The organism is Microbacterium sp. NPDC064942, from assembly GCF_049545525.1.
Classification (GTDB): Bacteria; Actinomycetota; Actinomycetes; order Actinomycetales; family Microbacteriaceae; genus Microbacterium; species Microbacterium gawkjiense.
The window spans coordinates 364,804-388,144 of sequence record NZ_JBMWDR010000002.1; the positions used below are offsets into that span (position 1 = coordinate 364,804).

Here is a 23,341-nt window from a genome sequence, read left to right on the forward strand (position 1 = left end):
ATGGTCACCATTCCCACGGTCTCCCTGAACGACGGCACCGCCTTCCCCCAGCTCGGCCTCGGCACGTACAACCTGCGTGGCGAGGACGGCATCCGCTCGATCGTCGCGGCCGTCGAGGGCGGGTACCGCCTGCTGGACTCGGCGGTCAACTACGAGAATGAGCGCGAGGTCGGCGAGGCCGTGCGGCAGAGCGGCATCCGCGACGACCTCATCGTGACGACGAAGGTCCCCGGCCGGGACCACGGCTACGACGAGACCCGCCGCAGCGCCGAGGGCTCGCTCGAACGGCTCGGGCTCGACCGGATCGACCTGTACCTGATCCACTGGCCCAACCCGAGCGTCGACAAGTACGTCGACACCTTCCGCGCCATGGTCGAGCTGCAGAAGGAGGGCCGCGTCGGATCGGTCGGCGTCTCGAACTTCACCGAGCCGATGCTCTCCCGCGTCATCGACGCGACGGGTGTCGTCCCTGCCGTGAACCAGGTCGAACTGCACCCCTACTTCCCGCAGGCGGCGCTGCGCGCCTTCCACGTCTCGCAGGGCATCCGCACCGAGAGCTGGAGCCCGCTCGCGCGACGCTCCGAATTGTTGAGCGAGCAGATCGTGCTCGACGTCGCCGCCGCCCACGGGGTGACGCCGACGCAGGCGGTGCTGCGCTGGCACGTGCAGCTCGGCAGTACCCCGATCCCGAAGTCCGCCGATCCCGTCCGCCAGGTCGAGAACGCCGACGTCTTCGGGTTCTCGCTCACGGACGACGAGGTGGCGGCGATCTCGGCCCTCGAGCGCGGCCGGCTGTGGGACGGCGACCCCGACACCCACGAGGAGATGTAGGGGCCGCCGCCCGGAGGGATCGCCGGTCAGTCGCCCTTCACGTTGACGAGCTGGCGCAGCGTGTGCCGGATCTCGACGAGGTCGGCCGCGTCGGCCATGACCCGGTCGATCGGCTTGTACGCCTGCGGGATCTCGTCGATGAACGCGTCCGTGTCACGGAACTCGATGCCCGTCATGGCCTCCCGCAGCTGCTCGTGCGTGAACGTCCGACGTGCTGCCGACCGCGAGTACTCCCGCCCTGCGCCGTGCGGTGAGGAGTTCAGCGAGAGCGGGTTGCCGAGTCCGGAGACGACGTACGAGGCCGTGCCCATCGACCCCGGGATGAGCCCGGGCCGTCCCTTGTCCGCCTGGATGGCGCCCTTCCGCGACACCCACACCTCCTTGCCGAAGTGCTTCTCGCGCTCGGTGAAATTGTGGTGGCAGTTGATCCGCTCGTGCTCGACGACGTCCTCTCCCATCACCTCGGAGAGTTGCCGCGAGACCCGGTCCATCATCTCCTCCCGGTTGAGGAGGGCGAAGTGCTGGGCCCACCGCAGCTGGCGGATGTACTCCCAGAACTCGTCCGTCCCCTCTACGAGGTAGGCGAGATCGCGATCGGGCAGGTCGATCCACCACTGCGTCGCCAGCCGCTGCGCGACGGCGATGTGATGCGTGGCGATCTTGTTGCCGACGCCGCGCGAGCCGGAATGCAGGAACATCCACACCGCGTCGGTCTCGTCAACCGAGATCTCGATGAAGTGGTTCCCCGACCCGAGTGACCCGAGCTGGTTCCGCCAGTGCCCCGCGTAGGATGCCGGGTCGAACCCGTTCTTCGCGGCGAGCTCCTCCAGCTCGGCGACGCGCGGCTCTGCGGTGGCGACGATCTTGCGGTTGTCGCGGCCGGCCGACAGCGGGATCGCGCGTTCGATCTGCTCCCGCAGGCCCGCGAGGTCGCGCTCCACGAGCTGCGCCTTCGTGAACTGCGTGCGGACGGCGATCATGCCGCATCCGATGTCGACGCCGACGGCCGCCGGCATGATGGCGCCCAGCGTCGGGATGACCGAGCCGACGGTCGCCCCCTTGCCGAGGTGCGCATCCGGCATGAGCGCCAGGTGCGGGTGGATGAACGGCATGCGTGACGAGGTGCGAGCCTGTTCGACGGTCTTGTCGTCGATGATGCTCGCCCACGACAGCAGCCTGTTCGAGAGCTTCTCCATGGTTCCTTTCCTTCGTGGAGGGCCCGGGAGCCTTCGTGCGGAGAGGAACACACGAGAAGACGCCCCGGACCTGTGCGGTGCGGGGCGTCGGACGGTGATGGCGTCAGACGGCGCGCGCCGGAGGGTACGGCTCGTAGCGGAAGGGGACCTTGGTCTCGTTCCGCTGGAGCAGATCACGCTGCTGCGTGGTCATGGCGTCCTCCGGTTTCTCGCCGTGCCGGTCGGCACAGCCCTGCTACGTTAGCGGCCCGGGCGTGTCGCGTCAAAGGTCGATCGTGCGCATGCCTGCGACGTGTGGCAGGGACGCCGCTGACCGTCGCTCCCGCGTGGGGTAGGTCTTGAGCGCGGTAGCCCCAGCATCCGTCACGGAGGCTGACCGCCCCGCACGTGCTCACCGTGGGCGTCGTCAGTGGGGCGCGTGGTACTCGGCCTCGCCGCTCTTCCAGTAACCCTTCACGACCACCTGGTCGGATGCCAGACCCCACCGCTCGAGCAGCAGGCGTCGCCCGGACTTCATGATCCCTTGTTCGGCGGCGACGAAGCCGAACACGTCGCCGTCGGGGCGATCCTGCTCTGCGAAGCGGTCGAGTTCGGCGGCGAGGGCCACACCCGGGAACGCGTCGCCACGGTGCACGAAGCCGACGTCCACCCCGCGCGGCGTCGCCACGGGCAGCTCGTGGGCGGCATCCGTCACCTCGATGAGGATGCGGCCGACCGCGTCGGCGTCCATCAGAGCGGCGAACCGGCGGATCGCGGGCACGGCGGTCTCGTCGCCGGCGAGGAACCAGGCGTCGGGACGGCCCGCGATCACCATCGAGCCGCGGGGTCCGCCCACACCGATCGTCGAGCCCAGGGGAGCGGATGCCGCCCACGGCGCCGCGATGCCCTGATCGCCGTGCACGGCGAACTCGACCTCGAGCCACCCGGCCTCGGCATCCCACGCCAGCGGCGTGTACTCGCGGCTGGGTGACTGTCGGATCGCGTCGAGGTCGACGGCGGACTCGGCGGGGAAGAACAGGCGCATGTGATCGTCGCTGCCGAGCGACGTGAAACCGCGCAGGTCGTCGCCCTCGAGCCGGACGCGCATGTACGTCGATGTCTCCCACGTCCGTGCCGCGAGGACGGCGCGGCGGAAGCGGAGGTTGAGCGGCTGTCGCTCCAGCCGGAAGGAGGGGGCGGATTTGACGAAGCTCACACAGGTAAGGCTAACCTAAAAACTGCCTGGCACTCGCCGGCGATCCCCTTCCGACCGACGGCGCCAGCGTGCTCATACACGCCCGCTCCGTCGACGACAGGAGCAGTCACATGCGCAGCATCCGTCCCCTGACCGCCACTCCGCTCGTCGCTCTCGCGGCGCTCGCCCTTGCGGGGTGCGCCGGCACCGCCGCCGACGCCGAGCCGGCCGCCGAGACCGACACGGTCACCGTCGAGGACAACCACGGCGAGCAGACCGTCACCACCCCGCCGCAGCGGGTCGTCGCCACCGACAACCGCACGATCTCGATGCTCGACTCCTGGGGGGTCCCGGTCGTCGGGGCGCCGCTCGACATCTTCCCCGACGGTCTGTCGTTCAAGGACGACCCCGCCGTCGCGAACCTCGGCAACCACAACGAACCCGACCTCGAAGCGGTGGTGGCCGCCGACCCCGACCTCATCGTCAACGGGCAGCGCTTCGCGAGCTATTACGCCGACTTCGAGACGCTCGTCCCGGACGCCACCATCGTCGAGCTCGATCCGCGCGACGGTGAGCCCCTCGACGAGGAGCTGCGTCGCCAGGTCACGACCCTCGGCGAGATCTTCGGCAAGCAGGAGGAGGCCGCCGCCCTCGTCGCCGACTTCGACGCTGCCATCGAACGGGTCCTGGCCGCCTACGACGACAGCGAGACCGTCATGGGTGTGATCACGTCCGGAGGTGAGATCAACTACGCCGCGCCGACCACGGGTCGCACGCTCGGACCCGTCTACGACATCCTCGGGCTGACGCCGGCGCTGGAGTCCGACGGCTCGACCGATCACCAGGGCGACGACATCTCGGTCGAAGCGCTCGCCGCCGCAGACCCCGACTGGTTCCTGGTGATGGATCGGGATGCCGCGGTCAGCGTCAACACCGATGAGGCCTACACCCCGGCGACCGACATCCTCGCCGGATCCGAAGCGCTGCAGAACGTGACCGCCGTTCGCGAGGGCAACATCGTCTACATGCCGCAGGGCACCTACTTGAACGAGGGGATCGAGACGTACACGACGTTCTTCGAGGACCTCGCGGACGCCCTCGAGAGCCGGTGACCCTCACTCTCGAGCACCCGGTGAACAGGCGCCCGCGCGGGCGCCTGTTCACCGGGCCGCTTCTGCTCGGCGCTGTCGTCGTCGCCGGCCTCGTGGCGCTCTCCCTCTTCGTCGGCGTCTACGACGTGATCGGGGAGGCCGACGGGGCGGAGATGTTCGCGATCACGCGCATCCCTCGGACCGTCGGCCTCGTCCTCGCCGGCGCAGCGCTCGCCATGTGCGGACTGGTCATGCAGCTGCTGACCCAGAACCGGTTCGTCGAACCGACCACCACCGGGACCACCGAGTGGGCGGGCCTGGGACTCCTGCTGGTCATGCTGCTCGTCCCCGACGCGCCCCTCGTGGTGCGCATGATCGGCGCGGTCGCGATGGCCTTCGTCGGGACCATGCTCTTCTTCCTGTTCCTGCGCCGGGTCATGTTGACCTCCTCGGTCATCGTGCCGATCGTGGGGATGATGCTCGGCGCTGTCGTCGGCGCGGTCTCGACCTTCCTCGCGCTGTCGACGAACCTGCTGCAGAGCATGGCGATCTGGTTCACGGGCTCGTTCACCTCCGTCCTCCGCGGGCAGTACGAACCGCTGTGGATCGTGCTCGTCGTCGTCATCGCCGTCTTCATCGCGGCCGACCGCTTCACGATCGCCGGGCTCGGCGAGGACATCGCGACCAACGTCGGACTGGACTACCGGCGCATCGTTCTGCTGGGCACGGTGCTCATCGCCCTCGCCGCCGGCGTCGTCACCGTCGTCGTCGGCAACCTGCCCTTCCTCGGACTCATCGTCCCGAACGTCGTCTCGCTGATCCGGGGGGATGATCTGCGGTCGAACCTCCCGTGGGTCGCGCTCGGCGGTATCGCACTGATCACTGCCTGCGACATCCTCGCCCGCGTCGTCAACGCGCCCTTCGAAGTACCCGTCTCGCTGATCCTCGCGATGGTCGGCGCCGTCGTGTTCATCGGCCTTCTGCTGAGGCAGCGTCGACGTGGCTGAGGTCGTCGCCCTCTCCGGTGCCTTCCCGACGGCGACCCGCGCGCGCCGCTACGCCGTGACCGTGGCGGTGCTCTGTGTCCTCGCCGTGGCGGTGGCGGCCGGCATTCTGCTCTGGGACAACCCTGCCCCTACGGGCAGCGACGGCTTCTGGCGCATCGCACAGTTGCGCGTCACGAGTGTGATCGTGATCGCGATCGTCGCCGTGTGCCAGGGGATCGCCACCATCACCTTCCAGACCGTCACCGCGAACCGCATCGTCACGCCGTCGATCATGGGCTTCGAGTCCCTCTACACCGCGATCTCGACGGCGGCGATCTTCTTCCTCGGGGCCGCCGGTGCGCTCCTCGTGCAGGGGCCCGGTCCCTACCTGCTGCAGATCGCGGCCATGCTCGCCTTCTCGGGAGCCCTGTATGGATGGCTGCTGTCGGGGCGCTATGCCAACGTGCAGATCATGCTCCTCGTGGGCATCATCCTCGGAGGCGCGCTCGCCGCCTTCTCGACGTTCCTGCAACGGTTGCTGACGCCCACCGAGTTCGACCTGCTGACGGCGCGACTGATCGGCAGCGTCGCGAACGCCGACGCGACCTACCTCCCCATCGCGCTGCCGCTCGTCGTCACCGCCGGTGGCCTCCTGGCCTTCGGTGGCGGGCGACTCAACCTCCTCGGCCTGGGGCGCGAGGTCGCGCTGAGCCTCGGGTCGTCCCAGCGGCGCGACTCGATCCTGGCCCTCCTGCTCGTCTCGGTTCTGATGGCCGTGTCGACCTCGCTCATCGGTCCGATGACGTTCTTCGGGTTCCTCGTCGCGATGCTCACGTATCAGCTGGCCGACACCTACGACCATCGGCGGATGTTCGCCCTCTCCGGACTCGTCGGCTTCGTCGTGCTCGGCGGCGCCTACGTCGTGCTCAAGCACGTCTTCTACGCCGCCGGCTCGGTCGGGATCATCGTCGAGATCGTCGGCGGCACGCTCTTCCTCATCCACCTGCTCCGAAAGGGACGCCTGTGATCTCGCTCACCGCCGTCGAGAAGCGCTACAGCACCGAGGTCGCGATCGGCCCGGTCACCCTCGACCTGCCCGCCGGTGGCATCACCGCCCTCATCGGACCCAACGGCGCCGGGAAGTCGACGCTCCTCACGATGGTCGGACGCCTCCTCGCCGCAGACAAGGGATCGATCTCGGTAGGCGGACACGACGTCGCCGCGACGAAGTCCCGTGAGCTCGCGAAGGTCATCGCGATCCTGCGGCAGGAGAACCATTTCGTCACCCGGCTCACGGTGCGTCAGCTCGTCGGCTTCGGACGCTATCCGCACTCGCAGGGTCGCCTCACCGTCGTCGACGAGGAGATCATCGATCGGTCGATCGACTTCCTCGGCTTGCACGGGCTGGAAGGCAGGTACCTCGATGAGCTCTCGGGCGGACAGCGCCAACGGGCGTACGTCGCGATGGTCCTCGCGCAGGACACCGAGTACGTCCTGCTCGACGAGCCGCTCAACAACCTCGACATCCAGCATGCCGTGCAGATGATGAGCCACCTGCAGCGGGCGGCGACCGAGCTCGGACGCACGATCGTCGTCGTCCTGCACGACATCAACTTCGCCGGCCACTACGCCGACCGCGTCTGCGCGATGAAGGACGGCCGGGTCGCCGCCTTCGGCACGCCGGGCGAGATCATCCGCGCCGACGTGCTCACCGACATCTTCGAGACACCTGTCGATGTCGTGGATGGCCCGCGCGGGCCCCTCGCCGTCTACTACTAGAGCTGCGCGCCGTCGTCGTCGCGGTCGTAGATGCCCTCGTTGCGCCCGCGGCGCGACTCGTAGGCGATGAGCCAGCCGATCGAGATCGCCGCGGCCAGCACGAGACCGATCCACACGTTCTGCAGGATCAGTCCGAACAGGATGCCGCCGACGAACAGCAGCACCGTGCCGATCACCCAGAACCGTCGTCCCCGCTGCGGCTGCGCCATGCGCCCAGCCTACGGGCGGGGTCCTCAGCGGGCCCGGTGATCCTCCGGCGCGAGGCGCGGACCGCGCCGCGGCTCCACGACGCCGCTCGCACCGATCAGGCGGATCACCCGCTGCCGGTGGCCCTTCCACGGTTCGAGCAGCTCCCGCATCCCGTCGTCGTCGACGCGCGATCCGGTCAGCGCGTACCCCACCTGGTGGGCGACGTGATAGTCCCCGAAGCTCACGGCGTCGGGGTCGCCGAAGGCGCGGATGCGGGTCTCGGCGCTCGTCCAGACGCCGACGCCCGGCAGGCTCGTGAACACCCTGTCGCGTTCGTCGCCCGTGGTCGCCGCGACGGCGGCGCGTTCGATCGAGGTGCGGCGGCGGGCGGCATCCACGATCGTTCGGGACTGCGGTGGCTCGAGCCCCGCACGATGCCACGACCAGCTCGGGATCATGCGCCAGTCCGCCGGGGGCGCGTACATCGGCCGCGGCGTCGGGCCGGGGGCGAGCTCGCCGTGGTGCGTCAGGATCCAGCGCCACGCGCCGAACGCCTGCAGCCCCGTCACCTTCTGCTCGAAGACACTGCTCGCCAGCGCGTCGAAGACGAGGTCGGTGGCGCCGATCCGCAGGTCGGGTCGCCTATGGTGGGTCGCCGCGATGAGCGGATGCCGCGACGCGTCGAACCCCTCGGGGTCGTCGCCCGCGCCGCACAGCCGCGGCAACTGATCCAGCGTCCACGCCGCGCCAGGACCCCACGCCGCCGCACGCACCGTCCGGAGCCCGGGCCGGATCGCGACCGTGGCGATGCCCTCCGGTGTCCGCGTCGCGCGCCAGATCACGCCGTCGACCGTGGTCTGCGACGGGTCGTGCGCGCCCCGCTGCTGGTAGCGGATCGCGCCCGCCACATCGGTCGGGACCTTCGGTCGGTACTCGGCCTCCAGCGGCTTCACCGACGAGGGCGGCGGCGGATGCGGCATCCGTTCGCGCAGTCCCGTCCTCATGCCGACACCCTACGTCCGGGTGCTGACAGCGCACCCGGCGCGGTGGTCAGAAGCGGTCAGGCGAAGGGGTGCCGTGGCCGTAGCGGATGACGACGTCGGCGTGGCGGTCGAACCGGTAGCCGATTCCGCGCACGGTGCGGACGATGTCCTCGTAGCGGCCGAGCTTCGAGCGCAGGCGGCGCACGTGCACGTCGATCGTGCGCTCGCCGGGAGTGTCGTCGCCGTCGGCGTGGCTCCACAGCGACGAGACGAGCTCGGTGCGCTCGATCGTGCGACCTTCGCGCAGCACCAGGTACTGCAGCAGCTCGAACTCCTTGAACGTGAGCGCGGCGGTCTCACCGTCGATGTGCACGCGACGACGGGAGATGTCGATCGTGACGCCGCCGGGGACGTGCTCGTCGAGCGGCTCTTCGGGCTTCGTGCGGGCGACGGCGGCCGGCTCGTGCAGCGCGAGGCGCACGACGTCGACGTCACGGCCGCCGGCGCCGACGGGGGCGAGGGCGACGGTCGCGTGCGTCTCGGCGGAGGGCGCGAGCTCGGCGATGGTGCGGCGGAGCGCGTCGACGATGACGGAGAGGCTGACACCGTCGGCGGCGGCCTTCAGCTCGTCGAGGCCGACGTAGAGGGCGAAGCCCCGCGGCGCGGTTCCGGCGGGCAGTCCGCTCGCGGACGGCGCGGGGCGGGGCGCGGCGGGGCGGGCCGGAGCGATGTCCTCCACGGCGCGGAGGTGACGGGGGGCGGTGGGAGCGGAGAGGAGAGCGGAGGTCGACATGGCGATGTCCTTCGAAGGGGGGAACCCGGAGCGGGACGCGGGTTCGGGAGTGTTGCGCGGATGGCCTCACTGGGGCCGATGTGCGAGACCACCGGCATCCGCGTTGTGGGCGGAGGAACCGGAGCCTCGGGGGTCGGACGACGCCGTGTTCAGAAACGGCGGCGCGACCCGGCGGGGATCACCGTGTCAGCGACACATTCGGCAACACATGACAGCACGCTGCGGCATCATGATGCCGGCAGTTCCGTTCGCCTCCCGGGCGGACAGAGTGCGTGCGAAGTCAGTCATGTGGCCGATTATGACGAAGCGCGTCGCCATGTGTCAAACCGCCCGCCCTCGACAGCGTCCGCATGACGGAATGTGACAGATTGCTCAATCCGCTGGGCATCGTCCGCGCGTCGCCGGATCGGCGTAGCGTGATCGCATGAGCGACCTGATCTTCACCGATGAGAAGGATGCCGCGCGCTACACCCTGCACCGCGGCAAAGACCTCGTCAGCGTCCTCGATTACAACGACGACGGCCGCACCGTGGCCCTCACGCGCGCCTACACGATCCCCACGTTCCGAGGGTCGGGCTACGCCGGCGAGCTGGTGCGCCGCGCGGTCGACGACCTCGAGCGACGCGGCGACCGTCGTGTCATCCCGGTCTGCTGGTACGTCGCCGACTGGTTCGAGGCGAACCCCGGACACGAGAGGCTCCTGCAGGAGCGTCGCACGGCCTGAGCGATCAGGCCTCGCCGGGTCGCGGATCGCGGATCCGCCACCCGACCCGCTCGAGTGCGCCCTTCAGGCGGTCGGCCGCGGCCCGTGCGACCTCGCCCGACTCGTCCGAGCAGACGTCGATCGCGAGGGGCGGCGGATCGCCGAACTTCGGGATCTGCACCTCGGCCCATGCCCCCGGCGACAGGCTGACGCGCGGGTGGGCGGTGCGCGCATGCTCGACGACACCGTCGCACGCGAACGCGATCGTCTCGAGGGCGTCCGGCTTGGCGATCGGCAGATCGACGACGAGGGTCACCACGAAGGGCCCTCCCGCCGTGTCGCGCCCGTGTCCCGACATCCTGCTCCCTTTCCGTGTCCTCCTCGTTCGTAGCCGTCCCTCGGCGACGCGGTCAAGCCCGTCGACGGCGACGCCGCCGCACCGGACGATGGCTGCACCAGATGACGGAGGAGACGGCCATGGAACACGACGCGGACGACCGGACGAGCGAGACCGCCCCGGCCGGCGGCTGGTCGGAGGACGAGTCCTCCATCGTCGCCGCAGGCGCGGTGACGAACGAGGAGAAGGAACAGCAGGATGCCGCCGACCGCGGTCGCGGTGAGGGTGCGCCCATGCCGGATGCCGCCCCCGACCCGTTCGTCGAGAGCGCCGAGATCCAGCAGGGGCTCGACCCCGACGTGCTGACCGACGAGCAGGCGGAGCGTCGCGCCGAGTGACCCGGGTGGCGGGGGCGGGCGCGCCGCGGCATCCTGAGTGCGCCCGCCTCGAGCCACCGCCGGGCCGGTAGCGTGGGACGGTCATGACATCCCCCGCCACCGCCAGCATCCCCCTCTCCTCCTCGCAGCGCTGGCGGGCCTTCTGGGTGTGCGTCTCGGTGGCGGCGTTCACGATCCTCGACCTCAGCAAGGTCAACGTCGGTCTCCCGGCGATCGAGGCGTCGCTGGGCGCGACGTCCACGCAGCTGCAGCTGGTGGTCTCGGGCTACATCCTCACGTTCGGGCTCGCGCTCGTGCCCTTCGGGCGGCTCGGCGACCAGCGGTCCCGCAAGGCGCTGTTCATCGTCGGGCTGAGCCTGTTCACCGTGACGAGCGCCGTCTGCGCGCTCGCCCCGAGCATCGAGGTGCTCATGGCGGCGCGGCTCGTCCAGGGCATCGCGGCGGGCATCCAAATGCCGCAGGTCATGGGCACGATCCAACAGCTGTTCACCGGCAAGGAGCGCGGCCGCGCGTTCGGTCTGTTCGGGGCGACGATCGGCATCGCCACCGCGTTCGGCCCCACGCTCGGTGGCCTGATGATCGCGATCGGCGGCGAGACCGACGGCTGGCGCGGCATCTTCTGGTTCAACGTGCCGCTGTGCCTGCTCGTGCTCGCCGGGGTGATCTGGATCCTCCCGCAGACCCGTCAGGCCAGCGGCCTGCCGCTGCAGCTCGACCCGGTCGGCATCGTGATCTTCGGCCTGATGATCGTCTCGCTGATGTGGCCGTTCCTGTTCACGACCGGCTCGCCCGACGACGACCCGAACCGCTGGTGGCTGCTGACCGCATTCGTCCTGTTCGCGGCGCTGTTCTTCTGGTGGGAGCGGCGGTACGCGGCATCCGGTCGTCAGCCCCTCATCCCGTTCCGGATGTTCCGCATCCGGTCGTTCCGCAACGGCACGCTCGTGGTCGTCGCCTACTTCACGGCGATCCCGCCCATGTTCCTGCTCGGCACGCTGTTCCTGCAGCTCGGGGTGGGCCTCGAGCCGGTGTTCGCCGGCATGGTCTCCATCGGGTTCGCCGTCGCGAGCGCGGCGAGCTCGTACTACGGCGGTCTGCTCGTGAACCGACTCGGCCGGCAGCTCGTGACGATCGGGCTCGCGACGGTGCTCGTGAGCGTCGTCGCGCTGACGATCGTCGCCTACACGATGCCCCGCGAGACCGTCGCCTACGGCATGGCCGCTGCGCTGCTCGTCGCCGGGGCGGGCGGCGGGCTCGTCGTCTCGCCCAACCAGACCCTGACGCTGTCCGAGATCGCCGTGCGCGAGGGCGGCCTCGCCGGCTCGGTCGGCCAGCTCGGGCAGCGCGTCGGGACGGCGGTGGGCACCGCGATCGGACTGTCGCTGTTCTACGCGTCGATCTACCGCGAGAAGGATGCCGGGCTCGACTCCCTCGCGGTGTACCACGACGCGTACGCCTACGGCATGGCCGCGGTCGGCGTCTTCCTGGCGATCGCGACCCTCGTCTCGGTCGTCGACCTCATCGGGCTGCGACGTCGCGGCACCCTCGTTCCGGGCGCCGACTGACGCGGTCCCGGCACGCCTCGACGGCGATGTCCGAGGCCCGATCTACCGTGTGAGCATGCGCATCCTGCACACCTCCGACTGGCACATCGGGCGGACCTTCCACGGTCACTCCACGCTCGATGCGCTCCGCGGAGTGCTCGACGAGCTGACCGCCCAGGTGCGCGCGCACGACGTCGACGTCGTCGTCGTCGCGGGCGACGTGTTCGACTCCGCGACCCCCGCGGCCGCGTGCTACACCCTGCTCTCCGACGCGCTTCGCGGCATCGCCGACGCCGGCGCCCGGGTCGTCGTCACGAGCGGCAACCACGACTCCGCCGCGCGGCTGGGTTTCCAGGCGGGGCTGCTGCGCGACGGCATCCACGTCCTGACCGATCCGGATGCCGTCGGCACCCCGCTCACGATCGACGACGCCCACGGGCCGGTGCACTTCTACGGCATCCCGTACCTCGAGCCCGCGCTGCTGCGGCACCGGTGGGAGGGGGTCCGCACCCAGGCCGCGGTCCTCGGCCGGGCGATGGACCTCGTCCGCGCCGACCTCGCCGAGCGGGGTGGCCGCTCGGTGGCGATCGCGCACTGCTTCGCCGCGGGCGTCGAGCCGACGCCGCACCTCGAGCGCGACATCCAGCAGGGCGGGCTCGACGTCGTGCCGCTGTCGACCTTCGACGGCGTCGACTACACGGCGCTGGGGCACATTCACGGCCGACAGCGACTGGCCGACCACGTCCGCTACGCCGGGGCGCCGCTGCACTACAGCTTCGGCGAGGGCGACAAACCCCGCGGGTCGTGGCTCGTCGACCTCGCCGCCGACGGACTCTCGACCGTCGAGTGGCTGGCGCTGCCGGTGCCGCGCCGGCTCGTGACCCTCCGCGGCCCCTTCGCCGACATCCTGGCGGACGAGGCGCACGCCGACGCCGAGGACGCCTGGGTGTGCGTCGAGTACACCGACGACCTGCCCGAAGCCGACCCGCTGCGTCGTCTGCAGCAGCGCTTCCCGTTCTGCGCCAAGGTCGTGCACGCCCCCGCCGTGGTGCGGCAGGGCGACCGGCAGAGCTACGTCGAGCGGGTGCGCGCGGCGCGCACCGACCGCGAGCTCGTCGAGGCCTTCCTCTCGCACGTGCGCGAGGGTCAGGGGGCGACCGAGCGCGAGGCCGAGATCCTCGAGGACGTGCTCGACGAGCGCGTGCGCCAGGAGGCGCTCGCGTGAAGCTGCACCGCCTCGAACTGACCGGCTTCGGGCCGTTCCGCGAGCGCCAGAGCGTCGACTTCGACGCGTTCGACGACGACGGACTCTTCCTCATCTCGGGGCGGACCGGCGCCGGCAAGTCCAGCATCCTCGACGGGGTCAGCTTCGCGCTCTACGGCTCGGTGCCCCGGTACGACGGCGGCGACCGCCGGCTGCGCAGCGACCACAGCTTCCTGACCGACCCGACCGAGGTGCGGCTCGAGTTCACCGTCGGCGGCACGCGGTGGCGAGTCACGCGCGCGCCGGAGTACGAGCGTCCCGCCAAACGCGGCGGCGGCCTCACCCTCGAGCCCGCGCGAGCCGAGCTCGAGGAGTGGGTCGACGGCGCATGGGTGGGGCGCGCGGCGAAGCAGCGCGAGGTCGGGATCGCCCTCGACGAGGTGCTCGGGCTCAGCGCGCAGCAGTTCCAGCAGGTGATCCTGCTCGCGCAGAACAAGTTCTCGCGATTCCTCCTCGCACCGAACGCCGAGCGGCAGCAGCTGCTGCGGACCCTCTTCGGTACGAGGCGCTTCGAGACCTACAAGGAGGCGCTCGAGGAGCGCCGCCGTGACGCGCAGAAGCGGCTCGACGAGGGCAGCACCCGCGTCCGGACGCTGCTCGACGTCGCCGAGCGCGAGATCACCGAGCACGGACTCCATCCCGCCGACGGCGGCGAGCCGCCGGCCGAGGTGGACGTGCTCGCGCGGACGTCCGCGGTCGAGCGCGCGCTCGTCCGGGCGGAGTACCGGGTCGAGGCCCGCGGCAACGAACGAGCGCTCGCGACCACTCACGCCGACGCCGCGGTCGCCGAACATCGACGACTCCTCAACGTCGCCCGGCGGCTCGCCGACCTGCAGACCGCGCGGGACGACCTCGCCGCCCGCGAGGCGGAGACCCCCGAGGTCGCCGCCCTCCGCGCGCGGGTCGAGCGGGCCCGCGCCGCCGATGCGCTGCGGGCTCCCGTCGAATCTGCCGTCCGTGCCGCGGGCGAATGGTCCGCCGCGCAGGAGTCGCGCCGTGCGGCCGAGGGGGAGTGGGTCGCCGCGGGCGGCTCCGCGGACGACGACCTGCCCGCCGTGATCGAGGACCTCACCGGCCGCATCGCCCGCGCGCAGGCCGCCGCCGAGGAGGAGCGGGATGCCGCGGCCCTCGCCGACGCGCAGCGTCTGCGCCGCGAGGAGCTGGCCGAGGTCGACGCGGCGCTCGGCGCGCTCGACGCCGCGCTCGCCGCCGTGCCCGAGCGCCGCCAGCGCGTGGCGACCGACCTCGCAGAGACCCGTGCCGTCGCGGGCAGGCACGACGACCTCGCGGGGGCGCGGGCCGAGCTCGCGACCCGCCTCGACGCGGCACGGTCCCTCGAACGATTGACGCCCAGCGCCGCGGCCGCCGACGCGGCCTACGCCGAGGCCAACGCGCGATCCGCGGCGGCCTCCGCGCACGTGGGCGAGCTGCTCCGCCGCCGCCTGCGCGGGTACGCGGGCGAACTCGCGGCATCCCTCGTCGACGGCGAGCCGTGCGCCGTCTGCGGCGCCACCGCGCACCCCCGCCCCGCCGCGCACGACACCGCGCACGTCACCGACGACGACCTCGCCGCCGCCGAGCGCGCCCGCGACGACGTCGCCGCCGCGGAGAGGGATGCCGCGCAGGCGGCCACCGCCGCGCGGGAGGCCGTTGCGGCCGCCGCGGCCGCCGCCGGCGAGCGGGACGTCGACGCCCTCGCGACCGCGCTGGCCGACCTCGACGCCGAGCTCACCGCCGCCCTCGCCGCCCGCGACCGTCTCGACGGTCTCGAGAAGGCCGCCGCTGAGATCGATGAGCTCGAGGCCACCGCCCAGGGCGAGGCGGTGCAGCTGCGCCAGCGCGCCGGCGCACTCCGTGAGGAGATCGCCGCGGCCGAGGGCGCGCTCGCCTCGGCACGGCGAGCCGTCGACGCGGCCCGGGGCGACTACGACAGCGTCGCCGCGCGGATCGCGGCGGACGACGACCACCGCCGGCTCGCCGGTCGCCTGCTCGAGGCCCGACGCCACGAGCAGACGCGTCGAGAGGCCGCGGACGCCGCCGATCGCGACCGCGACGAACGCCTCGCGGACTCCGCGTTCGCCGGCCCGGCCGACGTCCTCGACGCGCTCCTTGCCGCCGCCGAGCTGACCCGGCTCTCGGAGCGCATCGACGCGCACGCCGCCGCCCTCGCCGCCGCGAAGGCACGCGCGTTCGAGCTCGAGCTCGCCGCCGTCGACGAGACCCTCGACCCCGGGGCGGTCGAGGCCGCAGCGGATGCGGCGGCGGCGGCCGACGAGGCGCGCACCGCCGCCATCGCCGCCGAGGCCGATGCCGCGGGCGTGGCGACGGGGCTGCGCGACCTCCTCCAGCGCATCGAGACGGCCATCGGTGCCGTCGCGACGCAGGCCAAGGATGCCGCGGCGGTCACGCGTCTGGCCGACACCGTCGCGGGCCGCGCGCCCAACACGATGAAGATGGACCTCGAGACGTTCGTGCTGGCTGCGGAGCTCGAGGAGATCGTCGCCGCCGCGAACCTCCGGCTCGCCGAGATGTCGTCGGGCCGGTACACGCTGCGGCACTCCGATGCCAAGCAGGCGCGGGGCGCGGCATCCGGTCTGTCCATCGAGGTCCTCGACGCGCACACCGGTCGACTCCGCTCGCCGCAGTCGCTGTCGGGCGGGGAGACCTTCCTCGCCTCCCTCGCCCTCGCGCTGGGACTCGCCGAGGTGGTCACCTCGCGCGCCGGCGGCATCCGGCTCGACACCCTCTTCATCGACGAGGGGTTCGGCTCGCTCGACCCCGAGACCCTCGAGCTCGCGATGCGGACGCTCGACGAGCTGCGCGCCGGCGGGCGGATCGTGGGGGTCATCAGCCACGTCGAGGCGATGAAGGACCAGATCCCCGCCCAACTCGTCGTCGAGGCGACGCCGGAGGGCCCCAGCGTCGTGCGGCAGGAGGCGCTGAGCCCCGCCGCCGGATGAGCGCCACGCCCCTTAGGCTGGGACCATGAAGAAGGGCATGATCTGGACGGTCCTGGGCGTCATCGTCGCGATCGTCATCGCGTGGATCGTCGTCGACGTCGTGCTGAAGCTCGTCTTCTTCGCGGCGAAGCTGGTCGTCGTGGCGATCGTCGCGCTCATCGTCTTCTTCGTGCTGCGCTCGCTCTTCGCGCGCCGCGACGCCTGACGACCGCGGGCTCAGACGCCGTAGAGCTCGGTGATGCGCTCGCGCAGCTGGACGCTGCACGCGGCGACGGCCTCCCGCCAGTCGGTGATCGCGTCGTCCTGCGCGCTGTCGGACACGGCCTTCAGCACCCGGATCGGGACGCCGAACTGCTGCGCCACCCAGATGTACGCGTAGGCCTCCATGTCGACCAGCGTGCCGCCGAGGGAGCGGATCGCCTCGACCGTGTCGGCGTCGTCGACGAAGTGGTCGCCCGTGGCGATCGTCGTCCCCTCGCGCCCCGCGATCGACACCGTCGTCGGGAGCGACACGTGCTGACCGGCGATGCCGTCGACGTCCGACACGTCGTGCTGAAGTGCGGTGGTCACATCGTGCACGCCGACGGCGGCGGCATCCACCGAACCCGCCGTCCCCACGACGACGATCTCGTCGTAGTAGGCCCGGTCGAGCGCGCGCGTCAGGGCGTACGTCGCCTGCAGCTTGCCGGGGCCCGTCACGAGCCGGTCGAAGCCGGGGAGCTCCTCGGGGAAGGCGACGAGTTCGGAATCGAGAGCGGCGACGAGGAGCTTCACCGATCCATCATCCCATCCGGCGATCAGTCCGAAGGGCGGGGGAAGGCGGCATCCAGCTCGGCGAGCCAGGCCGCGGCGTTCCCGTCGGACGGCGCCCGCCAGTCGCCGCGCGGCGACAGCGAGCCCGCGGGCGACACCTTCGGCGCGTTCGGCACCGCGCTGCGCTTGAACTGCGCGAAGCCGAAGTAGCGCTGCAGGAACACCCGCAGCCAGCGCACGATCGTCTCGCGGTCGAAGGCGTACCGCTCCTCCTCGGGAAAGCCCGGCGGCCACGCCCCGGCATCCGCGTCCGCCCAGGCCTGCTCGGCCAGGAACACGATCTTCGAGGGGCGGAACCCGTAGCGCAGCACGTGGAACAGGGTGAAGTCGTGCAGCGCGTACGGTCCGATGGTGCTCTCGGTCGACTGCACCTTGCCGTCGGCGTCCGCCGGCACCAGCTCGGGGCTGATCTCGGTGTCGAGGACGGCTTGCAGCACCTCCTTCGCCCGGTCGGTGAGGGTCGTACCGGATTCGTCGCTGTGCGCGATGACCCACCGGATGAGGTGCTGGATGAGGGTCTTCGGCACGCCGGCGTTGACGCCGTAGTGCGCCATGTGGTCGCCGACGCCGTAGGTCGCCCACCCGAGGGCGAGCTCGGAGAGGTCGGAGGTGCCGATGACGATGCCGCCGCGCTGGTTCGCGAGGCGGAACAGGAAGTCGGTACGGGCGCCCGCCTGCACGTTCTCGAACGTCACGTCGTACACCGGCTCGCCCTTCGCGAAGGGGTGTCCGAGGCCGGCCAGGAGCTCGGTCGCCATCGGCCGGATGTCGATCGTCTCGATCGTCGCGCCGATGGCCTCGGCGAGGGCGATCGCATTCGACTTCGTGTGGTCGCCGGTCGCGAAGCCCGGCATCGTGAAGGCGAGGATGTCGCTCCGGGGACGTCCCATGCGGTCCATCGCGCGGGCGGTGACGAGCAGCGCATGCGTCGAGTCGAGACCGCCCGAGACCCCGATGACGGGCCTCGGCTGTCCGATCGCCCGCAGGCGCTGCTCGAGGCCGGACACCTGGATGTTGAACGCCTCGTAGCAGTCGAGGTCGAGTCGGGCGGGGTCGTCGGGGACGAACGGGAACCGGTCCAGGGGGCGGCGCAGGCCCCGGACCGACGCCGACGGGGCGACGGTGAAGGGGATGCGGCGCACCTGCGCCCCGGTCGTGCGCAGGTTGTCTTCGAAGGTGCCCTGGCGCAGCCGGTCCTGGCGCAGCCGGTCGAGGTCGACGTCGGCGATGGCCCGACGCGGACCGTCGGGGAAGCGCTCGGTCTCAGCGAGGAGGGTGCCGTTCTCGTAGATGATCGTCTGCCCGTCCCACGAGACGTCGTTGGTCGACTCGCCCTGTCCGGCGGCGGCGTAGACGTAGGCGGCCAGGCACCGGAAGGACTGCGACTGCACGAGGATGCGGCGGTCCTCGGCACGGGCGATCGTGATCGGGCTGCCCGAGAGATTGGCGAGCACGGTCGCCCCGGCGAGGGCCGCGTGCGAGGACGGCGGCACGGGCACCCAGAAGTCCTCGCAGATCTCCGCGTGCACGACGAGCCCGGGCACGTCGGTCGCCTCGAACAGCAGGTCGGTGCCGACCGGCACCGCGTCGCCCGCCAGGGTCACGGTCGCGGGCGCGTCATCGCCGCGCGCATACCAGCGCGACTCGTAGAACTCGCGGTAGGTGGGCAGGTGGGACTTGGGGGCGACGCCGAGCACCCGGCCCCGGTGGATGACGACGGCGCAGTTGTAGAGCCGGTTCTCGATCCGCAGGGGCGCGCCGACGATGAGCAGGGGGGAGAGGTCGGCGGATGCCGCGGCGAGCCGCTCGATCGCGACGAGGACCGCGTCGAGGACGACGTCCTGCATCACGAGGTCCTCGATCGCGTATCCGGTGAGGCCCAGCTCGGGGAAGACGGCGACCGCGACGCCGTCGTCGTGGCAGGCGCGCGCGCTCGCCAGGATCGCGTCGGCGTTCGCGGCGGGGTCGGCGATGACGACCGGCACCGTGCACGCCGCGACGCGCGCGTACCCGTGCCGGTACGGGTTCTCGAAGGGCAGGTCCTGGGTCACGCGTCCAGTCTGTCAGGTGGCCCGTCGGCCGCCAGGGGGCTTGTGCGCGTGCGGGAGGCGTGTCGGTGACCGCGGATAGTGTCGATTGCGAGAGGGGATCATGCGATACATCGAAGACGACGGCCGGATCGTCTGGAGCGCGAGCGACCTGAAGGCCGCGGCCGAGTGCGAGTTCGCCTGGCTGCGGGCGATCGACGCGAAGCTCGGCCGGATCGCGGCGGTCGAGGACCCCGAGGACCTCACGCTCGAGCGGGCGGGTCGGCTGGGCACGCAGCACGAGCGTCGCGTGTACGAGGCGTACCGTGCCGCGCACCCCGGGGCAGTGGTCGAGATCCCCGAGACACGGTCGTCGGATGCCGCGGGCCTCGCCGCGGCGGTCGCGGCGACGGATGCGGCGCTCGCCGACCCCGCCGTGCACGTCGTCTACCAGGCGGCGTTCTCGACCGACGAGTTCGTCGGATTCGCGGACTTCCTCGTGCGTGCCGACGACGGCCGGTGGATCGTGCAGGACACGAAGCTCGCCCGGCACGCCCGGGTGACCGCCCTCATGCAGCTGGCGGCATACGTGGACCAGCTCGACCGGCTCGGTGTCCCCCGCGCCGACGAGGTACAGCTGTTGCTGGGCGACGGCACCGTGTCGACCCACGCGGTCCGCGACCTCCTCCCCGTGTTCGGGCTGCGCCGCGCCCGCCTCCGGGCCCTCATCGCCGACCGCGACGTCGCCGCCGGGTCCGCGGGGTCGCCCATCCCGTGGGGTGACGACCGGGGCGACCTGCGCGTCGTAGCGTGCGGACGGTGCGCGACGTGCGACCTCGAGGTCGTCGCGCACCGCGACCTGCTGCTGGTCGCGGGGATGCGGCCGGTCCAGCGCGACCGGCTGCGGGCTGCCGACGTCACGACGATCGACGCGCTCGCCGCCTCCCGCGAGGCACCGCCGCGGATGTCGTGGGACACCTTCTCGGGGCTGCGCACCCAGGCGCGGCTGCAGCTCGAGAGCCCCGCCGGCGGCGTCGACGACGCGCCCGCGCAGACGGGCCCCGCGATCCCGACCTTCGACGTCGTCTTCCCGAAGGCGCTGGGTGCCCTTCCCCGACCCGACCACGGCGACCTGTTCTTCGACTTCGAGGGCGATCCGCTCTACACCGAAGGGGCGGCGGTGCAGTGGGGGATCGACTACCTCTTCGGCTGGGTAGACGAGACCGAGCAGTATTCCGCGCTCTGGGCGCACTCGTTCGCCGACGAGAAGCGGGCGCTCGAGGACTTCCTCGAGTTCGTCGCCGTCCGCCGGCGAGCACACCCGGGCCTGCACATCTACCACTACGCCCCCTACGAGCCCACGCACCTGCTCGCGATGGCGGCCCGGCACGGTGTGGGCGAGGCTGCCGTCGACCGGCTGCTGCGCGACGGCGTCTTCGTCGATCTCTACCCGATCGTGCGCCGCGCGCTGCGGGTCGGGTCGCGCTCGTACTCGATCAAGAAGCTCGAGCCGCTGTACATGGGCGACGAGGTCCGCACGAGCGACGTGCAGCGCGGCGACGACTCGATCGTCCGCTACGTCGAGGCGCGGGCGCTGCAGGACGCCGGCGACGACGCGGCGGCCCGCCGCATCCTCGACGACCTCGCCGATTACAACCGGTACGACTGCGTGTCGACGCGGCGCCTGCGCGACTGGCTCGTCGACCGCGCGCGCGAGGCGAAGCTCGTGCCCTCGCGCGAGCCGGAGGCGGGCGAGGCCGTGTACGAGCCGTCGCCGCGCGCCGAGGCGCTCTCGCGATTCGCGGCGGATGCCGAGGACGAGGCCACCGCGCAGGCGCTGCGCCTGGGCGCGGCGGCCATCGACTACTACCCGCGCGAGGCGAAGACCTTCTGGGCCACGCACTTCCTCCGCCTGCGCGAGCCGGTGTCGGTCTGGGAGGACACCCGCGACGTCGTCGTCGTCGACCGCGACCGGTGCCGCGTCCTGACGGACTGGCACCGCCCCGAGGGGCTCACGGCCGTCCGCCGGGTCGTCGAGATCCGCGGCGAGTTCGCCCCCGGCACCCGGCTGACGGTCGGGCAGAACCCGTACGCCGTCTACGAGCTGCCGGCGCCGTTCCCGATCGAGACCAGCCCGCGGTGGATCCACGCCGCGCGCTCCGTGTCCGTCGTCGACGTCCTCGACGACGGCGTCGTGATCGAGGAGAACGCCTTCCAGGGCTTCACGTGGCAGGAGCTCCCGGTCGCCCTGACACCGCCCGCACCGCCGCGCGCCGGCAGTCAGCAGGCGGCGATCGACGAGTGGGCGGATGCAGTCCTCGCCGCCGCTCCCGCGCTGCCCGCCGATCCCGCCACCGACCTCCTACTGCGTCGCCCGCCGCGGCGCGAGACACCACTGCCGCGCACGGGCGACGACGTCGCCGACATCGCGGCGGCGCTCGCCGGCCTCGACGACGGCTACCTCGCCGTGCAGGGTCCGCCCGGCACGGGCAAGACCTATGTCGGATCGCACGTCGTGGCGCGGCTGGTCCGCGAGCGCGGGTTCCGGGTCGGCGTCGTCGCGCAGTCGCACAACGTCGTCGAGCACATGCTCGATCGCATCGTCGAGGCGGGGCTGGATGCGGCCCAGGTCGCCAAGGCACCCAAGGGTGCGGCGACGGGGGCCGAGCGGTTCACCGCGATCGCCAAGAACCAGCTCGCGGCCTACATCGGGTCGCAGCCCGCCGGCTTCGTCGTGGGCGGCACGGCGTGGGACCTGACCCACACGGGACGGGTGGGCCGCCGCTCGCTCGACCTGCTCGTGATCGACGAGGCGGGGCAGTTCTCGCTCGCCTCCACGATCGCCGTCGCCGCCTCCGCTCGCCGTCTGCTCCTGCTCGGCGACCCGCAGCAGTTGCCGCAGGTCAGCCAGGGCACCCACCCCGAGCCGGTCGACACGTCGGCGCTCGGCTGGGTGATGGAAGACCACGCGGTGATCCCCGCCGACCGCGGTTACTTCCTCGCCCGCACCCGCCGGATGCGTCCGGAGGTCGCCGAGCCGGTGTCGCAGTTGGCCTACGAGGGGCAACTCGAGGCGCACCCCGACACGGCGCTCCGCCGCCTCGACGGCGTCCCCGCCGGGGTCGTGCCCGTGCCGCTCGCGCACACCCGCAACGCGACGCAGTCGCCCGAGGAGGCGGACGAGGTCCTGCGGATCGTCCGCGACATCGTCGGCACCCCGTGGACCGACGGCGCGACCTCACGCCCGCTCGGGCCGGAGGATGTCATCGTCGTGACGCCGTACAACGCACAGCAGGTGCTCGTCGAGGAGGTCCTCACGGCGGCCGGGTTCTCCGGCGTCCGCGTGGGCACGGTCGACCGGTTCCAGGGGCAGGAGGCGGCCGTCGTGATCGTCTCGCTCGCCGCCTCGTCGGGGCGGGATGCGCCACGCGGGCTCGAGTTCCTGCTGCTGCAGAACCGCATCAACGTCGCGGTCTCGCGCGCGATGCACACCGCGTTCGTCGTCTACGGCACCGGCGTGCTCGACGACCTGCCGCGCACCCCCGACGGCGTCGCGCGGCTCAGCGCGTTCGCCCGCCTCGTCGGAGCCACCGGCATCCCATCGGAGGCCGTCGCGGTCCCGCGATAGGCCGCGCGGTGTCAGACCGTGCCGTACAAGCGGTCGCCGGCGTCGCCGAGACCGGGGACGATGTAGCCCTTCTCGTTCAGGCGCTCGTCGAGAGCGCCCAGGACGAGGGTGACGTCGCGGTCGCCGACCTGCTTCTCGATCGCCGCGAGACCCTCGGGCGCTGCGAGGATGCAGACCGCCGTGACGTCCTGCGCGCCGCGCGCGAAGAGGAAGTCGATCGCCGCGCCGAGCGAACCGCCCGTGGCAAGCATCGGGTCGAGGACGAAGCACTGGCGGTCGCTGAGGTCGTCGGGCAGACGCTCGGCGTACGTGTAGGGCTCGAAGGTCTCCTCGTTGCGCGCCATGCCGAGGAATCCGACCTCGGCCGTCGGCAGCAGCGTCGTCATGCCGTCGAGCATGCCGAGGCCCGCGCGCAGGATCGGGACGACGAGCGGCCGCGGCTCGCTAATCTTGAGCCCGGTCGTGCGGGTGACGGGCGTGTCGATCTCGATCTCCTCGACACGCACGCCGCGGGTCGCCTCGTACGCGAGGAGGGTGATGAGCTCGGCCGTCAGCTGGCGGAACACCGGCGACGTCGTGCGCTTGTCGCGCAGCACCGTGAGCTTGTGGGTGATGAGGGGGTGGTCGGCGACGTGCACACGCATG

The 23,341-nt window shown here is 71.7% G+C and carries 21 protein-coding genes; 12 read left to right on the forward strand and 9 right to left on the reverse strand.

Annotation, left to right across the window (positions count from 1 at the left end):
• Positions 1-831, forward strand: a complete 831-nt coding sequence (locus ACPEH2_RS06090) for an aldo/keto reductase (RefSeq protein WP_359919982.1) — start codon at positions 1-3, stop codon at positions 829-831.
• A gap of 26 nt (positions 832-857) precedes the next feature.
• Here the strand turns inward: ACPEH2_RS06090 and ACPEH2_RS06095 are convergent, their stop codons facing one another.
• Positions 858-2,027: an RtcB family protein gene (locus ACPEH2_RS06095; RefSeq protein ID WP_359919979.1), complete on the reverse strand. Its 1,170-nt coding sequence runs from the start codon at positions 2,025-2,027 to the stop codon at positions 858-860.
• 406 nt (positions 2,028-2,433) lie between these two features.
• Positions 2,434-3,222, reverse strand: a complete 789-nt coding sequence (locus ACPEH2_RS06100) for a siderophore-interacting protein (RefSeq protein WP_359919976.1) — start codon at positions 3,220-3,222, stop codon at positions 2,434-2,436.
• A gap of 110 nt (positions 3,223-3,332) precedes the next feature.
• Here ACPEH2_RS06100 and ACPEH2_RS06105 point away from each other — a divergent pair, with 110 nt between their 5' ends.
• Genes ACPEH2_RS06105 through ACPEH2_RS06120 form a run of 4 tightly spaced genes read left to right on the forward strand, consistent with a single transcriptional unit; the run spans position 3,333 to position 7,057 of the window.
• Positions 3,333-4,313, forward strand: a complete 981-nt coding sequence (locus ACPEH2_RS06105; RefSeq protein WP_359919973.1) for a siderophore ABC transporter substrate-binding protein — start codon at positions 3,333-3,335, stop codon at positions 4,311-4,313.
• Positions 4,310-5,299, forward strand: coding sequence for an ABC transporter permease (locus tag ACPEH2_RS06110; RefSeq protein WP_359919971.1), 990 nt, complete (start codon positions 4,310-4,312; stop codon positions 5,297-5,299). Before ACPEH2_RS06105 ends, ACPEH2_RS06110 begins: the two co-directional genes overlap by 4 nt.
• Entirely contained in the window at positions 5,292-6,305 is a 1,014-nt protein-coding gene (locus ACPEH2_RS06115; RefSeq protein ID WP_359919968.1) for an iron chelate uptake ABC transporter family permease subunit, read from the forward strand. The genes ACPEH2_RS06110 and ACPEH2_RS06115 overlap by 8 nt, the downstream gene beginning before the upstream one ends.
• On the forward strand, positions 6,302-7,057 hold the full coding sequence (locus ACPEH2_RS06120) for an ABC transporter ATP-binding protein (protein ID WP_311285341.1): 756 nt from the start codon (positions 6,302-6,304) through the stop codon (positions 7,055-7,057). The genes ACPEH2_RS06115 and ACPEH2_RS06120 overlap by 4 nt, the downstream gene beginning before the upstream one ends.
• Here the strand turns inward: ACPEH2_RS06120 and ACPEH2_RS06125 are convergent.
• The 3 genes from ACPEH2_RS06125 to ACPEH2_RS06135 form a co-directional block, all read right to left on the reverse strand.
• A complete protein-coding gene (locus tag ACPEH2_RS06125) occupies positions 7,054-7,266 on the reverse strand; it encodes a hypothetical protein (protein WP_359919965.1) in 213 nt (70 codons plus the stop codon). The two genes, ACPEH2_RS06120 and ACPEH2_RS06125, sit on opposite strands and share 4 nt — an antisense overlap.
• A gap of 24 nt (positions 7,267-7,290) precedes the next feature.
• On the reverse strand, positions 7,291-8,226 hold the full coding sequence (locus tag ACPEH2_RS06130; RefSeq protein ID WP_359920146.1) for a DNA-3-methyladenine glycosylase family protein: 936 nt from the start codon (positions 8,224-8,226) through the stop codon (positions 7,291-7,293).
• A gap of 70 nt (positions 8,227-8,296) precedes the next feature.
• On the reverse strand, positions 8,297-9,022 hold the full coding sequence (locus ACPEH2_RS06135; protein WP_359919962.1) for a winged helix-turn-helix domain-containing protein: 726 nt from the start codon (positions 9,020-9,022) through the stop codon (positions 8,297-8,299).
• 424 nt (positions 9,023-9,446) lie between these two features.
• On the opposite strand from ACPEH2_RS06135, the gene ACPEH2_RS06140 reads away from it, so the two are divergent.
• Positions 9,447-9,746, forward strand: a complete 300-nt coding sequence (locus ACPEH2_RS06140) for a GNAT family N-acetyltransferase (protein WP_311285343.1) — start codon at positions 9,447-9,449, stop codon at positions 9,744-9,746.
• A 4-nt stretch (positions 9,747-9,750) separates the two neighbouring features.
• Here the strand turns inward: ACPEH2_RS06140 and ACPEH2_RS06145 are convergent, their stop codons facing one another.
• The gene (locus ACPEH2_RS06145; protein WP_359919960.1) at positions 9,751-10,083 is read right to left on the reverse strand and encodes a hypothetical protein; all 333 of its coding nucleotides are present in this window, start codon (positions 10,081-10,083) and stop codon (positions 9,751-9,753) included.
• A gap of 119 nt (positions 10,084-10,202) precedes the next feature.
• On the opposite strand from ACPEH2_RS06145, the gene ACPEH2_RS06150 reads away from it, so the two are divergent.
• The 5 genes from ACPEH2_RS06150 to ACPEH2_RS06170 all read left to right on the forward strand — a co-directional run bounded on the left by ACPEH2_RS06150 (position 10,203) and on the right by ACPEH2_RS06170 (position 16,433).
• Positions 10,203-10,460: a hypothetical protein gene (locus tag ACPEH2_RS06150; protein WP_359919957.1), complete on the forward strand. Its 258-nt coding sequence runs from the start codon at positions 10,203-10,205 to the stop codon at positions 10,458-10,460.
• Between the two features lie 83 nt (positions 10,461-10,543).
• On the forward strand, positions 10,544-12,025 hold the full coding sequence (locus ACPEH2_RS06155; RefSeq protein WP_359919954.1) for an MFS transporter: 1,482 nt from the start codon (positions 10,544-10,546) through the stop codon (positions 12,023-12,025).
• A 55-nt stretch (positions 12,026-12,080) separates the two neighbouring features.
• The gene (locus tag ACPEH2_RS06160) at positions 12,081-13,229 is read left to right on the forward strand and encodes an exonuclease SbcCD subunit D (RefSeq protein ID WP_359919951.1); all 1,149 of its coding nucleotides are present in this window, start codon (positions 12,081-12,083) and stop codon (positions 13,227-13,229) included.
• Complete coding sequence (locus tag ACPEH2_RS06165; RefSeq protein WP_359919948.1) at positions 13,226-16,228, forward strand: SMC family ATPase; 3,003 nt, start codon at positions 13,226-13,228, stop codon at positions 16,226-16,228. Before ACPEH2_RS06160 ends, ACPEH2_RS06165 begins: the two co-directional genes overlap by 4 nt.
• 25 nt (positions 16,229-16,253) lie before the next feature.
• The gene (locus ACPEH2_RS06170) at positions 16,254-16,433 is read left to right on the forward strand and encodes a hypothetical protein (RefSeq protein WP_064003890.1); all 180 of its coding nucleotides are present in this window, start codon (positions 16,254-16,256) and stop codon (positions 16,431-16,433) included.
• An 11-nt stretch (positions 16,434-16,444) separates the two neighbouring features.
• Here the strand turns inward: ACPEH2_RS06170 and ACPEH2_RS06175 are convergent, their stop codons facing one another.
• On the reverse strand, positions 16,445-17,002 hold the full coding sequence (locus tag ACPEH2_RS06175) for a nucleosidase (RefSeq protein ID WP_359919945.1): 558 nt from the start codon (positions 17,000-17,002) through the stop codon (positions 16,445-16,447).
• 23 nt (positions 17,003-17,025) lie between these two features.
• Entirely contained in the window at positions 17,026-19,092 is a 2,067-nt protein-coding gene (locus tag ACPEH2_RS06180) for an NAD(+) synthase (RefSeq protein WP_359919942.1), read from the reverse strand.
• A gap of 100 nt (positions 19,093-19,192) precedes the next feature.
• On the opposite strand from ACPEH2_RS06180, the gene ACPEH2_RS06185 reads away from it, so the two are divergent.
• Positions 19,193-22,696 carry a TM0106 family RecB-like putative nuclease gene (locus ACPEH2_RS06185; RefSeq protein WP_359919939.1) on the forward strand — a complete coding sequence of 1,168 codons (3,504 nt, stop codon included), beginning with the start codon at positions 19,193-19,195 and terminating at the stop codon, positions 22,694-22,696.
• A gap of 11 nt (positions 22,697-22,707) precedes the next feature.
• On the opposite strand, the gene upp is transcribed toward ACPEH2_RS06185, so the two are convergent.
• Complete coding sequence (upp, locus tag ACPEH2_RS06190; RefSeq protein WP_217530605.1) at positions 22,708-23,340, reverse strand: uracil phosphoribosyltransferase; 633 nt, start codon at positions 23,338-23,340, stop codon at positions 22,708-22,710.
• Between the last annotated feature and the right edge of the window lies 1 nt (position 23,341).

Excerpts from the sequence above, each read along its gene's own strand:
- ACPEH2_RS06150 (WP_359919957.1), top strand. The coding sequence starts at position 10,203 with ATGGAACACGACGCGGACGACCGGACGAGCGAGACCGCCCCGGCCGGC.
- ACPEH2_RS06125 (WP_359919965.1), bottom strand. The coding sequence starts at position 7,266 with ATGGCGCAGCCGCAGCGGGGACGACGGTTCTGGGTGATCGGCACGGTG.
- ACPEH2_RS06140 (WP_311285343.1), top strand. The coding sequence starts at position 9,447 with ATGAGCGACCTGATCTTCACCGATGAGAAGGATGCCGCGCGCTACACC.
- ACPEH2_RS06130 (WP_359920146.1), bottom strand. The coding sequence starts at position 8,226 with ATGCCGCATCCGCCGCCGCCCTCGTCGGTGAAGCCGCTGGAGGCCGAG.
- ACPEH2_RS06160 (WP_359919951.1), top strand. The coding sequence starts at position 12,081 with ATGCGCATCCTGCACACCTCCGACTGGCACATCGGGCGGACCTTCCAC.
- ACPEH2_RS06145 (WP_359919960.1), bottom strand. The coding sequence starts at position 10,083 with ATGTCGGGACACGGGCGCGACACGGCGGGAGGGCCCTTCGTGGTGACC.
- ACPEH2_RS06090 (WP_359919982.1), top strand. The coding sequence starts at position 1 with ATGGTCACCATTCCCACGGTCTCCCTGAACGACGGCACCGCCTTCCCC.
- ACPEH2_RS06185 (WP_359919939.1), top strand. The coding sequence starts at position 19,193 with ATGCGATACATCGAAGACGACGGCCGGATCGTCTGGAGCGCGAGCGAC.
- ACPEH2_RS06095 (WP_359919979.1), bottom strand. The coding sequence starts at position 2,027 with ATGGAGAAGCTCTCGAACAGGCTGCTGTCGTGGGCGAGCATCATCGAC.
- ACPEH2_RS06135 (WP_359919962.1), bottom strand. The coding sequence starts at position 9,022 with ATGTCGACCTCCGCTCTCCTCTCCGCTCCCACCGCCCCCCGTCACCTC.
- ACPEH2_RS06155 (WP_359919954.1), top strand. The coding sequence starts at position 10,544 with ATGACATCCCCCGCCACCGCCAGCATCCCCCTCTCCTCCTCGCAGCGC.
- upp (WP_217530605.1), bottom strand. The coding sequence starts at position 23,340 with ATGCGTGTGCACGTCGCCGACCACCCCCTCATCACCCACAAGCTCACG.
- ACPEH2_RS06170 (WP_064003890.1), top strand. The coding sequence starts at position 16,254 with ATGAAGAAGGGCATGATCTGGACGGTCCTGGGCGTCATCGTCGCGATC.
- ACPEH2_RS06105 (WP_359919973.1), top strand. The coding sequence starts at position 3,333 with ATGCGCAGCATCCGTCCCCTGACCGCCACTCCGCTCGTCGCTCTCGCG.